Raw genomic sequence first — 18,406 nt, forward strand, 5'->3', positions numbered from 1 at the left:
CTTGCGCACCGTGACGGTGCGCGGTGCTGCGCCGCGGCGAGCCGGCGCCATGCGGCCGAGGTCCTGCGGCTGGTTTTCCTTCAGCCGGGCCGGGCCCGGGCGCCAGACCACCAGCAGCTTGCCGATGTGCTGGATCGGGGCGGCGCCAAGTTCATCGCAAATGGCTTCGTAGATGGCGATGCGGGTGTCGCGCTCGTCGCCGAACACGCGGATCTTGATCAGATCGTGGGCCGCGAGGCTGCGGTCGATCTCGGCCAGGACGGCGCGGGTCAGGCCCTCGGCGCCGATCATCACGACCGGGTTCAGGCCGTGGGCACGGGAGCGGAGTTCGGAGCGCTGGGCGGGATTCAATTGAAGGGCAGGCATAGTCAGGCAGGAAAGGGGCGACGCCGGTAAAGGCGCTGGAAGGGCGGCCGGTAGGGCCTCTTACGTCGCAAGGGCGTCGCAACGGCGCGTATTATCCGTCAAACCGTCATGGTCTGGCGGCGAAATCACGAGAAATGGCCAAGAACAAGTTCAGGCAGTCGTGGCTGCACGACCATATCAACGATCCCTACGTCAAGCTGGCGCAGCGCGAAGGCTATCGCGCGCGCGCGGCCTACAAGCTCAAGGAGATCGACGAACAGGACAAGCTGATCCAGCCGGGCCAGGTCATCGTCGACCTGGGCGCGGCGCCGGGCAGCTGGAGCCAGTATGTCCGCAACAAGCTGGCCGCCTCGCCGCGCGCGCGCGAAGGCCATATCGACGGGGCGGTGGTCGCGATCGACCTGCTGCCGATGGAGCCGGTCGCCGATGTGACCTTCATCCAGGGCGACTTCCGCGACGAGGAGGTGTTCCGGCAGCTCGAGACGATCGTGCTGGAGGCCTCCGGCGGCAACAAGATCGACCTTGTTTTGTCCGACATGGCCCCCAATTTGTCCGGTGTGGCCTCGGCCGATGCGGCGCGCATCGAATATCTGTGCGACCTGGCGCTCGAATTCGCCCAGGCCCATCTGAAACCCGACGGCGCGTTGCTGGTAAAGTGCTTCCACGGCAGCGGCTACAGCCAGATCGTCGAAAAGTTCAAGCGCCAGTTCAAGGTGGTGGCCAAGCGCAAGCCGAAGGCCTCGCGGGACAAGTCCTCCGAAACCTTCATTCTTGGACGCCACCTGAAGTTGCCGGGTTGAAGCCTGGGCACGGTCATGGCGCGCGACCGGGCACCATTCGGACCATTGCCGGTCTGACTGTCGTCCCGCATTGGCCTACGGGCAATCGGCCGCTAGCGCTATCACTATTGGCCCGATAGGGACGCTTTTCGCCCCCCGGGGCGGCGCTGCATTACAATGCAATGCAGCTATCGTTGGCAAGGCAATCGCAAAGGAGTTCGGCCTTGAATAACAACCTGTTTCAAAAGGCGGCAATCTGGCTCGTGATCGCGCTGGTGTTGTTTACCGTCTTCAAGCAGTTCGACAAGCCCCGTGCGCAGGAAAGCGTCACCTACTCCCAGTTCATGGATGACGCCAAGAACGGCAAGGTGAGCCGCGTCGACGTACAGGGCCGGAACCTCGTGGTGACGCCCAAGGAAGGGCAGAAATACACCATCATCTCGCCGGGCGACATCTGGATGGTCGGCGACCTGATGAAATACGGCGTCCAGGTGACTGGCAAGGCCGATGACGAGCCGAATGTGCTGGTCCAGGCCCTGTACTACCTCGGACCGACCCTGCTGATCATCGTGTTCTGGTTCTACATGATGCGGCAGATGCAGGGTGGCGGCAAAGGCGGCGCCTTCTCGTTCGGCAAGTCGCGTGCGCGGCTGATCGACGAGAACCAGAACGCGGTCACCTTCCAGGACGTCGCCGGTTGCGACGAGGCCAAGGAAGAGGTGGTCGAGCTGGTCGACTTCCTGAAGGACCCGCAGAAGTTCCAGAAGCTGGGCGGGCGCATTCCGCGCGGCGTGCTGCTGGTTGGCCCTCCGGGTACCGGCAAGACGCTGCTGGCGCGCGCGATCGCCGGCGAGGCCAAGGTGCCGTTCTTCAGCATCTCGGGTTCGGACTTCGTCGAAATGTTCGTCGGCGTCGGCGCGGCCCGCGTGCGCGACATGTTCGAGAACGCCAAGAAGCAGGCCCCCTGCATCGTGTTCATCGATGAAATCGACGCTGTCGGCCGCCATCGCGGCGCCGGCATGGGCGGCGGCAACGACGAGCGCGAGCAGACGCTGAACCAGATGCTGGTCGAGATGGACGGCTTCGAGGCCAACTCGGGCGTGATCGTGATCGCCGCGACCAACCGTGCCGATGTCCTGGACAAGGCGCTGCTGCGTCCGGGCCGTTTCGACCGCCAGGTCTTCGTCGGCCTGCCGGACATCCGCGGCCGCGAGCAGATCCTGAAGGTCCATATGCGCAAGGTGCCGATCGGCAACGATGTCGACGCGTCGGTGATCGCGCGCGGCACGCCGGGCTTCTCCGGTGCCGACCTGGCCAACCTGGTCAACGAGGCCGCGCTGTTCGCCGCCCGCCGCAACAAGCGCGTGGTCGACATGCAGGACTTCGAGGACGCCAAGGACAAGATCTACATGGGTCCGGAGCGCAAGTCGACGGTGATGCGCGAAGAGGAACGCAAGGCGACCGCGTACCACGAGTCGGGCCATGCGGTGGTGGCCAAGCTGCTGCCCAAGGCCGACCCGGTGCACAAGGTCACCATCATGCCGCGTGGCTGGGCGCTGGGCGTGACCTGGCAGCTGCCGGAGCATGACAAGTACTCGAAGTACAAGGACAACATGCTGGACGAGATCGCCATTCTGTTCGGCGGTCGCGCCGCGGAAGAGGTGTTCCTCAATGCGATGAGCACCGGCGCGTCCAACGACTTCGAGCGCGCCACCAAGATCGCGCGCGACATGGTGACCCGCTTCGGCATGAGCGACACGCTGGGCACGATGGTCTATGTCGACACCGAGCAGGAAGGCCTGTTCGGCAAGATGTCGTCCAAGTCGGTGTCGGAAGTCACGCAGCAGAAGGTCGACGGCGAGATCCGCCGCATCCTCGACGAACAGTACGCGCTGGCCAAGCGCCTGCTCGAGGAGAATCGCGACAAGGTCGAGGCGATGACCGCCGCGCTGATGGAATGGGAAACCATCGATGCCGACCAGGTCAACGACATCATGGCCGGCAAGCCGCCGCGTCCTCCGCGCGGCATGCCGGGCGCCAGCGGTGGCGGCACGCCGCCGTCCGGTGGCTCGCCCGTGACGCCGTCGAACGCGCCCGCCGCGGCCTGATTCGGGACCTGCGTTCAGAGGATGATGGCAGTGCGGCGCGTCGCGCGCTGAGTTCCGCAAAGCCGGTGCCCCAGGGCACCGGCTTTTTTCGTCCCGACTTCCCGCACCAGCGACCTGGTCTTACTTCCCCGCATATTCAGGACTGCAACTTGTCGACCTCGTATTTCCAGTGCGGGCGCTATCGCTTTGCACGCGACCGCCGCCCGCTGGTCATGGGCATCCTCAACGTGACGCCCGACTCGTTCTCCGATGGCGGCCAGCATGCGAGCCGCGACGCGGCGCTGCGGCATGCCGAGCAGATGATCGCCGAGGGCGTCGACATCATCGATATCGGCGGCGAATCGAGCCGGCCCGGCTCGGCGTCGTTGCCGCTGGACCAGGAGCTGGCCCGCGTGCTGCCCGTCGTCGAGGCGCTGCGCGACTGCGGCAAGCCGCTGTCGATCGATACCTACAAGCCCGAGACGATGCGCGCGGCGCTGGCGGCCGGCGCGGACCTGATCAATGACATCTGGGGCCTGCGCATGCCGGGGGCGATCGAGGCGGTCGCGCAAGCGGGGCAGGGTGGGCAGGCGGGCCTGTGCGTGATGCACATGCAGCGCGACCCGCAGACGATGCAGGAAGCCCCCCACTACGACGACGTGGTCGGCGAGGTCCGCGACTTCCTGCGGCAGCGCGTCGATGCGCTGCGCGCGGCCGGCGTCGACGACAGCCGCATCGTGCTCGATCCGGGCTTTGGCTTCGGCAAGACGGCGGATCACAATCTGCGCCTGCTCGGCGAGCTGCCGCACCTGGCCGTCGACGGATTGCCGCTGCTGGCCGGCCTGTCGCGCAAGTCGACGCTGGGCGCCATTCTTGGCGGACGGCCGCCGCAGCAGCGCGTCGCGGCCAGCATCGCCGCCGCTGTGTGCGCGGCCGAACGCGGCGCCTATATCGTGCGCGTGCACGATGTGCAGGCATCGGTCGATGCGATCAAGACCTGGTGGGCTGTGCGGCAGCAGCGAGCCGATGCCGCGGCCTGATGCCGCCACGGCGATCCCGGCGTCCAGTCACGGCCCCCATAACTGACAACCCAAACACTTCGAACCCGAATCAGAACAGGGAGAACGATCGGATGACACGTAAATACTTCGGCACCGATGGCGTGCGCGGCCGGGTCGGCGAGGCGCCGATCACGCCGGACTTCGTGATGCGGCTCGGCTATGCGGCGGGGCGCGTGCTGGCGCTTGGCCAGCCGAGCACGCAGGGCAAGCCCACGGTGCTGATCGGCAAGGACACGCGGATCTCCGGCTATATGCTGGAAGCCGCGCTGGAAGCGGGCTTTACCGCGGCCGGCGTCCATGTGCTGCTGACCGGCCCGCTGCCGACGCCCGGTGTGGCCTATCTGACCCGCGCGCTGCGGCTGGCCGCCGGCGTGGTGATCTCGGCCAGCCACAATCCGTACCACGACAACGGCATCAAGTTCTTCTCGGCCACCGGCGACAAGTTGCCGGACGAGGTCGAACTGGCGATCGAGGCCGAGCTCGAGGCGCCGATGCATTGCGTGCCGTCCGACCAGCTGGGGCGCGCGCGCCGGATCGACGACGCGGCGGGCCGCTACATCGAGTTCTGCAAGAGCACCTTCCCGTACGACCGCGACCTGCATGGCCTGAAGCTGGTGGTCGACTGCGCGCATGGCGCCGCCTACCACATCGCCCCGCACGTGTTCCACGAGCTGGGTGCCGACGTGGTGTCGATCGGCAACCAGCCCAATGGCCGCAATATCAACGACGGCTATGGCGCCACCGCGCCCGACAAGCTGGTCGAGGCGGTCAAGGCCCACGGCGCGGACCTCGGGCTGGCCTTCGACGGCGATGCCGACCGCCTGCAGGTGGTCGACGCCGACGGCAGGCTCTACAACGGCGACGAGCTGCTGTATGCGATCGTGCAGGACCGCGTCGCCTGTGGACACAGCGTTCCCGGCGTGGTCGGCACGCTGATGACCAATATGGCGGTCGAACTGGCGCTGCAACGCCAGGGCGTCGAGTTCGTGCGCGCCAAGGTCGGCGACCGCTATGTGCTGGAGGAACTGGGCAAGCGCGGCTGGACGCTGGGCGGCGAGGGCTCCGGCCATCTGCTATGCCTGGATCGGCACTCGACCGGCGACGGCATCGTCTCCGCGCTGCAGGTGCTGGCGGCGCTGCGCCGCAGCGGCAAGACCCTGGCGCAGCTGCTGGACGGCGTGTCGCTGTTCCCGCAGACGCTGATCAATGTGCGGGTGCAGAAGGGTTTCGACTGGCAGAACCATGCCGGCCTGCAGGCGGCCCGCGCCGAGATCGAGCCCGCGCTGGCCGGCAAGGGCCGGGTGCTGATCCGTGCTTCCGGTACCGAGCCGGTGGTCCGGGTGATGGTCGAGGCCGAACAGGCCGAGACCGCCGAGCAGGCGGCCCGCAAGCTGGCCGACGCGCTGGCAACCTGATCCAGCACAAGGCGCCAGCCCACCTTGAACGCCGGGCTCCGGCCGGGCGTTTTCCTTTGTCGCGCCGCAGCCGAGGGCCGATCGGTGCCTTCCATGCCTGCTTGAGTGCGTGCGGAAATGTCCGCTTAAATGTCCCTTCAGAGAAATTTTCGCGATGTCACGGAACTGTCATAGTGGCCGCATAAAGTTCGGGATGTCAAAAAACTGACATTCCCAACCATGTTCTCTGGAGGACATATGAAGCTGGTCAAGACTGCCGTTGCGGGCATCGTATCGATGGTGGTAGCGGGCTCCGCATTCGCGGCAGAAATTACCGGTGCAGGCGCTTCTTTCCCGGCGCCCGTCTATTCCAAGTGGGCCGACGCATACCAAAAAGCCACGGGTAACAAGGTCAACTATCAATCGATCGGATCGTCGGGCGGCATCAAGCAGATCAACGCCAAGACGGTCGATTTCGGCGCTTCCGACGCCCCGCTGAAGGACGAGGAACTGGCCAAGCAAGGCCTGGTGCAGTTCCCGACCGTGATCGGCGGCGTGGTGCCGGTGATCAATCTGCAAGGCATCAAGCCGGGCGACCTGACCATCACGGGCGAAGTGCTGGCAGACATCTACCTGGGCAAGATCAAGAAGTGGGACGATCCGGCCATCAAGGCGCTGAACCCGAACGCCAAGCTGCCGAGCCAGGACATCCTGCCGGTGCGCCGCGCCGACGGCTCGGGCACCACCTTCATCTTCACCAACTATCTGTCGAAGGTCAGCGCCGACTGGAAGGGCTCGGTGGGCGAGGGCACCACGGTCAACTGGCCGGGTGGCGGCACGGGCGGCAAGGGCAACGAGGGCGTGGCCGCCTTCGTGCAGCGTCTGAACGGCGCGATCGGCTATGTCGAGTACGCCTACGCCAAGCAGAACAAGATGACGCACGTGAAGATGAAGAACGCCGCTGGCGCGGTGGTCTCGCCGAGCGATGACGCGTTCAAGGCCGCAGCGGCCGGCGCCGACTGGAGCAAGTCGTACTACCAGATCCTGACCAACCAGCAGGGCAAGGAAGCCTGGCCGATCGCCGGCGCGACCTTCATCCTGGTGCACAAGAACCAGGAAAAGCCGGCGCAGGGCGCGGAAGTGCTGAAGTTCTTCGACTGGGCCTACAAGAGCGGCGCCAGCATGGCGAGCGAACTGGACTACGTGCCGATGCCCGAGTCGGTCGTCAACCAGATCCGCGCGACCTGGAAGAACAGCATCAAGGACGCGTCGGGCAAGGGCCTGTACTGATCGTCAGCTGACCTGATGGGAGGGCGCAACCGGCCTTCCCCCCGGCCCCTCTCCCGCAGGCGGGAGAGGGGAGCCAAACCGAGTACTCCTGAACATGGCGACCACGTCCGATCTTCCCGCCGTACGCGCACCCGGCCGCACCGGTGACATCCTGTTCGGTGGCCTGACGCGCGGCGCCGCCATCATCACGCTGATGCTGCTGGGCGGCATCATCGTCTCGCTTGCCATCAGCGCCTGGCCTTCGATCCAGGCCTTCGGCCTCAAATTCCTGTGGACCGCGCAATGGGATCCCCCCGCGGACGTCTATGGCGCGCTGGTGCCGATCTACGGCACCATCGTGACCTCGCTGATCGCGCTGATCATCGCGGTGCCGGTCAGCTTCGGCATCGCGCTGTTCCTGACCGAACTGTCGCCCGTCTGGCTGCGCCGCCCGCTCGGCACCGCGATCGAGCTGCTGGCCGCGGTGCCGTCGATCGTCTACGGCATGTGGGGCCTGCTGGTCTTCGCCCCGCTGTTCGGCGAATACTTCCAGAAGCCGCTGGCCGCCACCGTGGGCCAGCTGCCGCTGATCGGCCCGCTGTTCCAGGGCGCGCCGCTGGGCATCGGCCTGCTGTGCGCGGGCGTGATCCTGGCGATCATGATCATCCCGTATATCGCCTCGGTGATGCGCGACGTGTTCGAGGTCACCCCGGTGCTGCTGAAGGAGTCCGCCTACGGCGTGGGCTGCACCACCTGGGAGGTGATGTGGAACGTCGTGCTGCCCTATACCCGCGCCGGCGTGATCGGCGGCGTGATGCTCGGCCTGGGCCGCGCGCTGGGCGAGACCATGGCGGTCACCTTCGTGATCGGCAACACCAACCTGCTGGACAACGCCTCGCTGTTCTCGCCGGGCAACAGCATCACCTCCGCGCTGGCGAACGAGTTCGCCGAGGCCGGCCCGGGGCTGCATACCGCCGCGCTGATGGAGCTGGGCCTGATCCTGTTCTTCATCACCTTCGTGGTGCTGGCGCTGTCCAAACTGCTGCTGCTGCGCCTGTCGCGCAATGAGGGCAAGAAATGAATTCGACCAGCCAAGCCACCATGTCGGCCTCGTCGACCTCGTCGATCCCGGCGGTCCATGCCGATGCCAACGAGGTCCGTGAACGCCTGCAGGCGCGGCGCAAGCGCGTCAACGTCTACGCGCTGGCCGCCTCGCTGGCCGCGATGACCTTCGGCCTGTTCTGGCTCGCGTGGATCCTGTGGACCACGATCTCGCTGGGCATCGGCGGGCTGTCGATCGACCTGTTCACGCAGATGACGCCGGCACCGAACACCGCCGGCGGCGGCCTTGCCAACGCCATCTTCGGCAGCTTCGTGATGGTGGGCCTGGCCACCGTGCTGGGCACGCCGCTGGGCATCCTGGCCGGCATCTACCTGGCCGAGTATGGCCAGAAGTCGCCGCTGGCCAGCTTCATCCGCTTCATCAACGACATCCTGCTGTCGGCGCCGTCGATCGTGATCGGCCTGTTCGTCTACGCGCTGGTGGTGGCCCGGATGGGGCATTTCTCGGCCTGGGCCGGCATCTGCTCGCTGGCGCTGCTGCAGATCCCGATCGTCGTGCGCACCACCGAGAACATGCTGAACCTGGTGCCCAATGCGCTGCGCGAGGCCGCCTTCGCGCTCGGCACGCCGAAATGGAAGATGGTGCTGTCGATCACGGTCAAGGCCTCCTACGCGGGCATCATCACCGGCGTGCTGCTGGCGGTGGCCCGGATCGCCGGCGAAACCGCGCCGCTGCTGTTCACCGCGCTGTCGAACCAGTTCTGGAGCACGGATCTGAACAAGCCGATGGCCAACCTGCCGGTGACGATCTTCCGCTTCGCGATGAGCCCGTTCACCGAATGGCAGCAGCTGGCATGGGCCGGCGTGTTCCTGATCACGATCGGCGTCCTGGCGCTGAACATCCTGGCGCGCGTGCTCTTCAAGAAGAGCCAGTGAGCGACCGGCAGACAGCAAAGCGAACCGCAAGCAGCACGCGAAACCACGAATCTACCTGCGAGACCCAGCATGACTTCGACCGTCATCGACATCCCCGACAGCGTCCGCGCCAAGATCGACGTGCGCAACCTGAACTTCTACTACGGACAGTTCCACGCGCTGAAGAACATCAACATGTCGATCCCGGACCGCAAGGTCACGGCCTTCATCGGCCCCTCGGGCTGCGGCAAATCGACCCTGCTGCGTACCCTGAACAAGATGTACGCGCTCTATCCCGAGCAGCGCGCCGAGGGCGAGATCAACATGGACGGCGAGAACCTGCTGACCAGCCGCAAGGACATCGCGCTGCTGCGCGCCAAGGTCGGCATGGTGTTCCAGAAGCCGACGCCGTTCCCGATGTCGATCTACGACAACATCGCCTTCGGCGTGCGGCTGTTCGAGAAACTGTCGCGCTCGGAGATGGACGACCGCGTCGAGTGGGCGCTGTCGAAGGCCGCGCTGTGGAACGAGGCCAAGGACAAGCTGCACCAGTCGGGCTACAGCCTGTCCGGCGGCCAGCAGCAGCGGCTGTGCATCGCGCGCGGCATCGCGATCCGCCCCGAGGTGCTGCTGCTCGACGAGCCGTGCTCGGCGCTGGACCCGATCTCGACCGGCCGCATCGAGGAACTGATCGCGGAACTGAAGGACGAGTACACCGTGGTGATCGTGACCCATAATATGCAGCAGGCCGCGCGTTGCTCGGATTTCACCGCCTACATGTACCTGGGCGAGCTGATCGAGTTCGGCGAGACGGAGAAGATCTTCATCAAGCCGCACCGCAAGGAAACCGAGGACTACATCACCGGCCGTTTCGGCTGAGCACCAACGCAGCCCGTCCAAGCAACGCCCGCCGTGTCGCGCGACGCGCCAGCATCCGCGGCCAGGAGAACATGATGACCGACAAGCACCTGTCGACCCAATTCGACGCCGACCTCAACGCGATCAATACCAAGCTGCTGCAGATGGGCGGCCTGGTCGAGGCGCAGATCGATACCGCGATGAAGGCGCTGGCCGACTTCGACGCCACGCTGGCCGAGCAGGTCATCGAGCGCGAGAACCAGATCAATGCGCTCGAGATCGAGATCGACGCCGACTGCGGCAACATCATCGCGCGCCGCCAGCCGACCGCGCGCGACCTGCGCCTGGTGATGGCCATCTCGAAGACCATCACCAACCTGGAGCGCGCCGGCGACGAGGCCGAGAAGATCGCCAAGCGCACCAAGCACATCATGGAAGAGACCGGCGCGCAGGGCATCAACTACGCCGAGGTCAAGCTGGCCGGCGACCTGGCGATCGCGCTGCTGCGCAAGTCGCTGGACGCCTTCGCCCGCCTCGATACGGTCGCGGCCGCGCGCATCGTCAAGGAAGACAAGGCGATCGACGACGAATTCCGCGCCTTCGTGCGCAAGCTGATCACCTACATGATGGAAGACCCGCGCACGATCTCGGTCGCGCTGGACTTCCTGTTCATCGCCAAGGCCGTCGAGCGCATCGGCGACCATGCCAAGAACATCGCCGAGTTCATCATCTACATCGTCAAGGGCACCGACGTTCGCCATACCTCGCGCGAGGACATGGAGAAGGAAGCGCTGAGCTGATCCAACCCGTCGAGCGATGCCGTGGTATCGGTCCGTTGTCTTGCTGCCCGGTGTGTACCTGCCCGTTTCGCTCGCCGTACATCGCCCGCCGTACTACGTCATCTCGCTGTTCCATCTGCCAATACCTGAACCTGCCAGAGAGCGGAGACCTCATTCATGCCTAGCAGTATTCTGGTCGTCGAAGACGAACCGGCCATTGCCGAACTGATCGCCGTCAATCTGCAGCACGCCGGGCACTATCCGATCCGCGCCTACAACGCCGAGCAGGCGCTGTCGCTGATGAGCGATGTATTGCCCGACCTGGTGCTGCTCGACTGGATGCTGCCGGGCAAGTCCGGGGCGGTGTTCGCCAAGGAGCTGCGCAACAACGAACGCACCAAGCAGATCCCGATCATCATGCTGACCGCGCGCAGCGAGGAGCAGGACAAGGTCATGGGGCTGGAGGCGGGCGCCGACGACTACGTGACCAAGCCGTTCTCGCCGAAGGAACTGCTGGCGCGCATCAAGGCGGTGCTGCGCCGGCGCGCCCCGCAACTGACCGACGACGTCGTGGCGATCAACGGCCTGCGGCTGGACCCGGCCACGCATCGCGTCACCGGCCAGGACGAATCGGGCCCGATCAAGCTGGAGCTCGGCCCGACCGAATTCCGCCTGCTGCATTTCCTGATGACGCACCCGGAGCGCGTGCACAGCCGCTCGCAGCTGCTCGACCAGGTCTGGGGCGACCACGTCTTCGTCGAGGAGCGCACCGTCGACGTGCATATCAAGCGTCTGCGCGCGGCGCTGGCCCCCGGCGGCTACAGCGCGATGATCGAGACTGTCCGCGGCAGCGGCTACCGTCTGGCCCGGTCGCCGGGCCAGTGAACGGCCGGCCTGGCCCTGGCTTGCCGCGCGGCTTGTCCCGCGATTCGGTGGCCGGGGCAGGGCCTCTTCGCTGCCGGGGCGCTGTTGCCTCGCTGTTGCGTTTTTCGTGGCACACTGCGGCCCATCCCGCCTGCGGGGCCGGCTCTGACTGTCGCCGTCGCCTTCGCCGTTCCCCGCCAGGCTGCCACCGCACGATCTCATGAATGTCATCTGGGCCCGATCCGCGGCCGTCCTGATCCTGCTGGCCATCGCCGCCGCGCTGCTGGCCGCTTTCGTCGGCGTAACCACCGCGCTGGCGGTGACCACCGGCGCGCTGCTGGCGCTGCTGATTTTCTACCTGTATCAGATCAACCGGCTGTGGAAGGTGCTGGACGCGCCGGCCTACGGCGAGATTCCGAGCGCGGTCGGACTATGGGGCGAGGTCTATTACCGGCTGCATCGCCTCGTCAAGCGCTGGCGCATGCAAGTGCTGCAGGTCGAGCAGCAGCACACGCGCTTCATCCAGGCCATCCAGGCCTCGCCCAACGGCGTGCTGATGCTGGACGACGCCGACCAGATCGAGTGGTGCAACGCCGTGGCCGAGCTGCATTTCGGCCTCAGCGCGCGGCGCGACGCGCGTCAGCGCATCACGCATCTGATCCGGCGCCCGGAGTTTGTGCAGTACCTGATGTTGCAACGTTTCGACGAACCCTTGCAGATGCGCGACATGGGCGAACACAAGCAGAGCGTGCTGGCGGTGCAGGTGCTGCCCTATGGCGACAATCGCAAGCTGGTGCTGACGCAGGACATCACCAAGCTCGAGAACACCGAGTCGATGCGGCGCGATTTCGTCGCCAACGTCTCGCATGAACTGAAGACGCCGCTGACGGTGCTGACGGGCTTTCTCGAGACCGTGCGCGATCTGCCGGTCTCGGACGAGGATCGCCGGCGCTATGTCGACATGATGATGACGCAGGCCATGCGCATGCAGCATATCGTCGAGGACCTGCTGGCGCTCGCCAAGCTCGAGAGCGATATGCAGCCGCCCAGCCAGGATCCCGTCGACATCGGCGCGCTGGTGCACCACCTGGTGCACGACGCGCAGGGGCTGTCGCAGGGCCGGCACGAGATCACCGCCGACATCGACCGGGCGGTCGGCATCCGCGGCAGCGAAACCGAGCTGCTGTCGGCGCTGGGCAATCTGGTATCGAACGCGGTGCGCTACACCCCCGACGGCGGCCGCATCGGCATCGGCCTGTGCTACCGCGACGGCCATGCGGTGTTCTCGGTCAGCGATACGGGCCTGGGCATCGCCGCCGAGCACATTCCGCGGCTGACCGAGCGCTTCTATCGGGTCGACCGCAGCCGCTCGCGCGATACCGGCGGCACCGGCCTGGGCCTGGCGATCGTCAAGCACGTGCTGTCGCGCCACCATGCCGAGCTGCGCATCAGCAGCGAGGTGGGCAAGGGCAGCGTGTTCCGCGTGGTGTTCCCGGTCGACCGCAGCATCCATCAGCCGGGCGCGCGGCACGCGGCTTAGGGCTGTTGCTGGCAGGACCGACTCCGGCCATTGCGGCCGATTGTGTTCTGCCTCGCCCCCTCAGGGGGAGAGGGCTGGGGAGACGGGGGGGTGTCAAGCAGAGGCGGTTGGTGTTTGAACCACCGTTTTCCCTCTCCCGCCAGCGGGAGAGGGGAGCATCAGCGCCAGCTTTCGCCCTCAGGCGAACATCCCCAGCAGCTCCATCTGGCTGACCCGCCGTTCCTTCCCCTTGCCGGTCTGCTGGACATAGCTGCCGTCCGGCTGCATCACCCACGCCGAGCCGTTGTCGCGCAGATGCACGAGCAATCCTTCCTGGATCACGCGCGTCTTCAGCGTCTTGTCCAGGATCGGGAAGGCCACCTCGACGCGGCGGAACAGGTTGCGGTCCATCCAGTCGGCGCTCGACAGATACAGCAGCTCGGTGCCGCCGGCCAGGAAGTAGTTGACGCGATGGTGTTCGAGGAAGCGGCCGACGATCGATCGCACCGTGATGTTCTCGGACAGCCCCGGCACGCCGGGCCGCAGCGCGCAGACGCCGCGCACGATCAGGTCGATCTGCACGCCGGCGCGCGAGGCCTTGTACAGCTCCTCGATCACCGACGGCTCCAGCAGCGCGTTCATCTTGGCGATGATGCGCGCCGGCTTGCCGGCCCGCGCGTTGCGCGCCTCCGCACGGATATGCTCGACCAGATTGCTCTGCATCGTGAACGGCGACTGCCACAGATGCTTGAGCTTGATCGAGCCGGCCGTGCCGGTCAGCAGCTGGAACACGTGGTGCACGTCCTCGCACACTTCCTCGTTGGCGGTCAGCAGCCCGAAGTCGGTGTACAGCCGCGCGGTACGCGGATGATAGTTGCCGGTGCCCAGATGCACGTAGCGGCGCAGCTTGGTCTGCTTGCTCTTCGGGCCGGCCGGCTCGCGCCGCACGATCAGCAGCATCTTGGCGTGGCACTTGTGGCCGACCACGCCGTAGATCACGTGCGCGCCGGCCGATTCCAGGCGCTCGGCCCAGTTGATATTGGTTTCCTCGTCAAAGCGCGCCAGCAGCTCCAGCACGACGGTGACATCCTTGCCGTTGCGCACCGCGGTCATCAGCGCTTCCATCACCAGCGAATCGTTGCCGGTGCGATAGACGGTCTGCTTGATCGCCACCACGTCGGGATCGTTGGCCGCCAGTTGCAGCAGATCGAGCACCGAGCTGAAGCTCTCGTAGGGGTGGTGCAGCAGCACGTCGCGCTGGCGGATCACGTCGAACATCGGCGTGCCGCCGCTGAACGCCTTCACGGCGGCGGGAACGTGCGGCGGATACTTGAGCGCGGGGCGATCGACCATATCGGGGATCGACATCAGCCGCACCAGATTGACCGGCCCGCTGACGCGGTACAGGTCCTGCTCGCCGAGTGCGAATTCGGTCAGCAGCCGCCGCGTCAGCGCCGGCGGCGTCTCGGCTGCGACCTCGAGCCGCACCGCGTCGCCGTAGTGGCGCGTCGGCAGTTCGCCCTGCAGCGCTTCGCGCAGATCGGTGATCTCGTCTTCGGAGACGAACAGGTCGGAATTGCGCGTGACGCGGAACTGGTAGCAGCCGTCGACCTCGATCGCGGGGAACAGCTCGTGCACGAAGCCCTGCATGAACGAGGACAGCAGCACGAAGCCGTACGGATAGCCCGACAGCGACTGCGGCATCTGCACGACGCGCGGCAGCGCGCGCGGCGCCTGCACGATCGCCAGGTCGGCCTCGCGGCCGAAGGCGTCCTTGCCCGACAGCTCGACGACGAAGTTCAGGCTCTTGTTGGAAACGCGCGGGAAGGGATGGGCGGGATCGAGCGCGATCGGCGTCAGCACCGGTCCGATCTCGCGCACGAAGAAGTCGCGGGCCCAGTCGCGCTGCGCGTCGTTCCACACCGTCGTCATGTGGAAGAACACGCCCTCGCGCTCGAGCAGGGGAAATATCACGTCCTGCAGCATGGCATACTGCGCTGCAACGAGGCGCTGTGTCCGCTCGGTGATCGACTGGTAGGTCTGCTGGAACGACAGGCCGTCCGGGGTCAGGCCCGAGGGGTTGTCGCGCATCTGCTCCTTCAGTCCGGCCATCCGGATCTCGAAGAACTCGTCGAGATTGCTCGACACGATGCAGATGAACTTGAGGCGCTCGAGCAGCGGTACCGACGGGTCCGCCGCCTGGGCCAACACACGGGAGTTGAATTCCAGGATGCCAAGTTCGCGATTGAGCAGCGTACCGGGCGGGGTCGTCGACATGGGCATGACCTTCTTTGGGCGATGCGGCGACTTTTCCATAGAATCGTGTCAACTTGATGACAACGTGATTTTGTCATGACACCGACACGGCCAGGACATATTCTTCGTGCCTCGCGCGGACGGCGATGAGCGCAACGCCGCCGGTCCGTGTTTCCAGACAGCTATGACGATGAACAATACTCCACGCCTGCTCGCTGCCGTCGATATGGGCTCCAACAGTTTCCGGCTGATGATCGGCCGCGTCGACGAGACCCAGACCGCGACCGGTCCGGTCAGCCAGATCTTCCAGGTCGATGCGCTGCGCGAGCCGGTGCGGCTGGCCGCGGGCCTGACCGCCGACAAGTACCTGGACCAGCCGGCGCGGCGCCGCGGCGTGGAGGCGCTGCGGCGCTTCGGCGACCGCCTGCGCGAATTCTCGCCGGACCAGGTGCGCGCGGTCGCCACCAATACGCTGCGCGTGGCCAAGAACGCGTCCGAGTTCCTGATCGAGGCAGAGAACGCGCTGGGCTTTCCGATCGAGGTGATCGCCGGCCGCGAGGAGGCCCGGCTGATCTACCTGGGCGCGTCGCACGATGCGCCCGCCTGCGCCGGCAATCGGCTGGTCGTCGATATCGGCGGCGGCTCGACCGAATTCATCATCGGCAACGGCTACACCGCCAAGCTGATGGAGTCGCTGTATATCGGCTGCGTTTCGCACAGCCGGCAGTTCTTTCCCAGCGGCAATGTCGACGAATATGCGATGAAGCAGGCGGAGCTCGCCGCGCGCCGCGAGATCCAGGTGCTGGTACGCCAGTACCGCGGCGCGGGCTGGCAGCAGGCGGTGGGCTCGTCGGGTACGGCGCGCGCGCTGGCCGAGCTGATCGAGCTGAATGGCATGAACGACAATGCGCAGGAGCATGGCATCACGCGCGAAGGGCTGGAGCGGCTCAAGCGCGCGCTGATCAAGGCGGAGAACACCAATCGCGTGCGGCTGGTCGGCCTGAAGCCCGACCGGATTCCGGTCTTGCCCGGTGGGCTGTCGATCATGCTGGGTGTCTTTGCCGAGCTCGATATCGACCGCATGGACGTCACCGACGGCGCGCTGCGGCTGGGCGTGCTGTACGACCTGCTCGGCCGAAGCCATCACGAGGACATGCGCACGGTCACGGTCGATCAGTTCATGCGCCGCTACGGCGTCGACCGTGCCCAGGCCGCGCGTGTGCGTCAGGCCGCGCAACGGCTGCTGGCGCAGTTTCCCGAGCCGGCCAACGAGCGGCGCGAGGACAATCTGGCGCTGCTGGGCTGGGCCGCGAGCCTGCACGAGATCGGCATGTCGATCGCGCACAGCAGCTACCACAAGCATTCGGCCTATATCGCCACGCACGCGGACATGCCGGGCTTTTCGAAGACCGATCAGGCGCGGCTCGCCACGCTGCTGCTCGGCCATGCCGGCAAGCTGGGCAAACTGTCGGGGCGCGGACGCTTTCTCGACTGGCGCATGCTGTTCAGCCTGCGGCTGGCCTTCGTGCTGTGCCGGCGTCGCGCCGATGTCGAACTGCCGGAGATCAGGGTCAGCCAGCGCGCCGATGCGCTGGAAGAGGGCTTCGAGGTGCGGCTGCCGAAGACGTGGGTCGAAGCCAATCCGCTGGTCGAATACAGCCTGGGCAAGGAAGCCGACGAATGGGAGCGGATCGGGATCCGCTACAAGGTGGTGTACGTCTGAATCTGTGGCAGTCGCCGTCAGAAGGCGCCCGGAAACAGCGCGGGCGTTCTCCCTCTCCCGCTGGCGGGAGAGGGCCGGGGGAGAGGGCCGGGGAGAGGGTCAGGAAGAGGGCAGCGCGCCAGCGCGGCGCGCCTTACCTGATCCCGTCAGCGCTGCAGCCCGAGGAAATGCCGCGCATAGCGCGGATTCATGTCGCCCACACGCAGCAGCGTGAGGAAGTCCGCGACGTTGAAGTCCGGATCCCAGGCCGGCATGCCGCAGATGCGCGCGCCCAGGCGCAGATAGCCCTTGATCAGCGCGGGCGGCTCGACTTCCAGATCCTGGTTCAGTTCGTGGACCGGCAGCGGCAGCCGCGGAAACGCGTGGTACTCGATCGGCGCCAGATAGTTGCGCGCGAACACGCGGCTCAGGCTGGCGGCGATATGGCCGCCGTCGTTGATCGGCACGCTCGCGCAGCCGAGCATCGACTCGATGCCCCAGCGCTGCAGGTACTCGCCCAGGCCGCCCCATAGCGCCATGATGACGCTGCCGGTGCGATAGTCGCGATGCACGCACGAACGGCCCAGTTCGACCATCTTCGGCTTCAGATGCGCCAGCCGGACCAGGTCGAATTCCGATTCGGCGTACAGGCAGCCGATGCGCTTGGCCTGGTGCGGCGGCAGCACGCGGTAGGTGCCGACGACCTTCAGCGTGGCCAGGTCGCGCACGATCAGGTGGTCGCAGTAGGCGTCGAACATGTCGATGTCGAGCTCGGGCGACGTGGTCGACAGGCGCGCGCCCATCTCTTCGGCGAACACCTTGTAGCGCAGCCGCTGTGCCTCGACTACTTCGTCCTGGTGGCGCGCCCACGCCACGCTGAGAGCAGGCGCTGCATCTTGCTGCGCAACGGATTGGCGATGAAGACGCCTCCGGCCCGGATGGCCCGCCAGGCCATTGGGCAAGGAATCGAAGAGCGGCTGGGTAGGCGTCGGGAGGTCTCGCATCAGATGTCCTTTCGATGACAACATGGCTGCGAAACAATGTAGAGGGGGCGGGTGACAGCCCCGTGAAGCGGCGATGACGGTTGCGTGACCATGCTGCCGTGGCGACATCGAGACGTGGCGGCTGTCAGCGCGCCACGTACCCGACCCGAACCGGGGTCACAGGAATTCCGGATTGATCACCGCTCGCAGCACGACCTGATCCTCGTGCTCGCGCGTGCGGGCCGTCAGCCACCAGATGCCGCTCTTGCGGATGCTCCAGCTGATCTCCGTGCCCGCCAGCAGCAGGGCAGCGAGCCGGCCGATCCAGGGCTGGTGGCCGACCACGATGGTTGTCCCGGCAGCATGCGGCCAGTCGATCGCGGCCAGCACGTCGGTGACATCGCTGTCGGGCGCCAGCGCGGGCACCACCAGCGCGTCCGAGCGCAGCGCCGCGGCCGTCTCGCGGCTGCGCTGCGCCGGGCTGCACAGCAGCCGCGCATCGGGCGGCAGAT

Annotated in this window: 16 protein-coding genes; 12 read left to right on the plus strand and 4 right to left on the minus strand. The window is 66.3% G+C overall.

The genetic code is table 11. The annotated features are described in order from the left end of the window. Positions 1 to 366: YhbY family RNA-binding protein (locus B551_RS22540; RefSeq protein WP_043442246.1), on the minus strand; the 366-nt coding region annotated here is incomplete at its 3' end. A 134-nt stretch (positions 367 to 500) separates the two neighbouring features. Here B551_RS22540 and B551_RS22545 point away from each other — a divergent pair. The 11 genes from B551_RS22545 (at position 501) to phoR (ending at position 12,974) form a co-directional block, all read left to right on the plus strand. Continuing rightward, positions 501 to 1,166, plus strand: a complete 666-nt coding sequence (locus tag B551_RS22545; RefSeq protein WP_006576613.1) for an RlmE family RNA methyltransferase — start codon at positions 501 to 503, stop codon at positions 1,164 to 1,166. A 203-nt stretch (positions 1,167 to 1,369) separates the two neighbouring features. Then, complete coding sequence (gene ftsH, locus B551_RS22550) at positions 1,370 to 3,253, plus strand: ATP-dependent zinc metalloprotease FtsH (protein ID WP_006576612.1); 1,884 nt, start codon at positions 1,370 to 1,372, stop codon at positions 3,251 to 3,253. Positions 3,254 to 3,402: 149 nt separating this feature from the next. Beyond that, the gene (gene folP, locus B551_RS22555) at positions 3,403 to 4,272 is read left to right on the plus strand and encodes a dihydropteroate synthase (protein WP_006576611.1); all 870 of its coding nucleotides are present in this window, start codon (positions 3,403 to 3,405) and stop codon (positions 4,270 to 4,272) included. Between the two features lie 92 nt (positions 4,273 to 4,364). Continuing rightward, on the plus strand, positions 4,365 to 5,708 hold the full coding sequence (gene glmM / locus B551_RS22560) for a phosphoglucosamine mutase (RefSeq protein WP_023265067.1): 1,344 nt from the start codon (positions 4,365 to 4,367) through the stop codon (positions 5,706 to 5,708). A 237-nt stretch (positions 5,709 to 5,945) separates the two neighbouring features. Next, complete coding sequence (pstS, locus tag B551_RS22565; RefSeq protein ID WP_006576610.1) at positions 5,946 to 6,977, plus strand: phosphate ABC transporter substrate-binding protein PstS; 1,032 nt, start codon at positions 5,946 to 5,948, stop codon at positions 6,975 to 6,977. Between the two features lie 94 nt (positions 6,978 to 7,071). Continuing rightward, on the plus strand, positions 7,072 to 8,037 hold the full coding sequence (gene pstC, locus B551_RS22570; protein ID WP_006576609.1) for a phosphate ABC transporter permease PstC: 966 nt from the start codon (positions 7,072 to 7,074) through the stop codon (positions 8,035 to 8,037). A gap of 20 nt (positions 8,038 to 8,057) precedes the next feature. Next, on the plus strand, positions 8,058 to 8,954 hold the full coding sequence (gene pstA / locus B551_RS22575; RefSeq protein ID WP_006576608.1) for a phosphate ABC transporter permease PstA: 897 nt from the start codon (positions 8,058 to 8,060) through the stop codon (positions 8,952 to 8,954). 69 nt (positions 8,955 to 9,023) lie between these two features. Beyond that, positions 9,024 to 9,812 (plus strand): phosphate ABC transporter ATP-binding protein PstB, encoded by a 789-nt coding sequence (gene pstB / locus B551_RS22580; RefSeq protein ID WP_006576607.1) that lies wholly within the window; start codon positions 9,024 to 9,026, stop codon positions 9,810 to 9,812. 74 nt (positions 9,813 to 9,886) lie between these two features. Beyond that, positions 9,887 to 10,591, plus strand: coding sequence for a phosphate signaling complex protein PhoU (gene phoU / locus B551_RS22585; protein ID WP_006576606.1), 705 nt, complete (start codon positions 9,887 to 9,889; stop codon positions 10,589 to 10,591). Positions 10,592 to 10,747: 156 nt separating this feature from the next. Then, entirely contained in the window at positions 10,748 to 11,455 is a 708-nt protein-coding gene (gene phoB, locus B551_RS22590; protein ID WP_006576605.1) for a phosphate regulon transcriptional regulator PhoB, read from the plus strand. 199 nt (positions 11,456 to 11,654) lie between these two features. Beyond that, positions 11,655 to 12,974, plus strand: a complete 1,320-nt coding sequence (phoR, locus tag B551_RS22595; RefSeq protein WP_006576604.1) for a phosphate regulon sensor histidine kinase PhoR — start codon at positions 11,655 to 11,657, stop codon at positions 12,972 to 12,974. Positions 12,975 to 13,151: 177 nt separating this feature from the next. On the opposite strand, the gene ppk1 is transcribed toward phoR, so the two are convergent. Continuing rightward, entirely contained in the window at positions 13,152 to 15,269 is a 2,118-nt protein-coding gene (ppk1, locus tag B551_RS22600) for a polyphosphate kinase 1 (RefSeq protein WP_023265070.1), read from the minus strand. Positions 15,270 to 15,399: 130 nt separating this feature from the next. On the opposite strand from ppk1, the gene ppx reads away from it, so the two are divergent. Beyond that, on the plus strand, positions 15,400 to 16,932 hold the full coding sequence (gene ppx / locus B551_RS22605; protein ID WP_006576602.1) for an exopolyphosphatase: 1,533 nt from the start codon (positions 15,400 to 15,402) through the stop codon (positions 16,930 to 16,932). Positions 16,933 to 17,078: 146 nt separating this feature from the next. Here the strand turns inward: ppx and B551_RS22610 are convergent, their stop codons facing one another. Further along, positions 17,079 to 17,915, minus strand: coding sequence for a GNAT family N-acetyltransferase (locus tag B551_RS22610; RefSeq protein WP_006576601.1), 837 nt, complete (start codon positions 17,913 to 17,915; stop codon positions 17,079 to 17,081). 156 nt (positions 17,916 to 18,071) lie between these two features. Then, positions 18,072 to 18,406 (minus strand): histidine phosphatase family protein (locus tag B551_RS26775; protein WP_043442243.1); only part of this gene is annotated, 335 nt, incomplete at its 5' end.

Source organism: Cupriavidus sp. HPC(L), assembly GCF_000307735.3.
Classification (GTDB): domain Bacteria; phylum Pseudomonadota; class Gammaproteobacteria; order Burkholderiales; family Burkholderiaceae; genus Cupriavidus.

Excerpts from the sequence above, each read along its gene's own strand:
- glmM (WP_023265067.1), top strand. The coding sequence starts at position 4,365 with ATGACACGTAAATACTTCGGCACCGATGGCGTGCGCGGCCGGGTCGGC.
- pstS (WP_006576610.1), top strand. The coding sequence starts at position 5,946 with ATGAAGCTGGTCAAGACTGCCGTTGCGGGCATCGTATCGATGGTGGTA.
- phoU (WP_006576606.1), top strand. The coding sequence starts at position 9,887 with ATGACCGACAAGCACCTGTCGACCCAATTCGACGCCGACCTCAACGCG.
- ppk1 (WP_023265070.1), bottom strand. The coding sequence starts at position 15,269 with ATGGAAAAGTCGCCGCATCGCCCAAAGAAGGTCATGCCCATGTCGACG.
- pstB (WP_006576607.1), top strand. The coding sequence starts at position 9,024 with ATGACTTCGACCGTCATCGACATCCCCGACAGCGTCCGCGCCAAGATC.
- pstA (WP_006576608.1), top strand. The coding sequence starts at position 8,058 with ATGTCGGCCTCGTCGACCTCGTCGATCCCGGCGGTCCATGCCGATGCC.
- phoR (WP_006576604.1), top strand. The coding sequence starts at position 11,655 with ATGAATGTCATCTGGGCCCGATCCGCGGCCGTCCTGATCCTGCTGGCC.
- ppx (WP_006576602.1), top strand. The coding sequence starts at position 15,400 with ATGAACAATACTCCACGCCTGCTCGCTGCCGTCGATATGGGCTCCAAC.
- B551_RS22610 (WP_006576601.1), bottom strand. The coding sequence starts at position 17,915 with ATGCGAGACCTCCCGACGCCTACCCAGCCGCTCTTCGATTCCTTGCCC.
- phoB (WP_006576605.1), top strand. The coding sequence starts at position 10,748 with ATGCCTAGCAGTATTCTGGTCGTCGAAGACGAACCGGCCATTGCCGAA.
- pstC (WP_006576609.1), top strand. The coding sequence starts at position 7,072 with ATGGCGACCACGTCCGATCTTCCCGCCGTACGCGCACCCGGCCGCACC.
- B551_RS22545 (WP_006576613.1), top strand. The coding sequence starts at position 501 with ATGGCCAAGAACAAGTTCAGGCAGTCGTGGCTGCACGACCATATCAAC.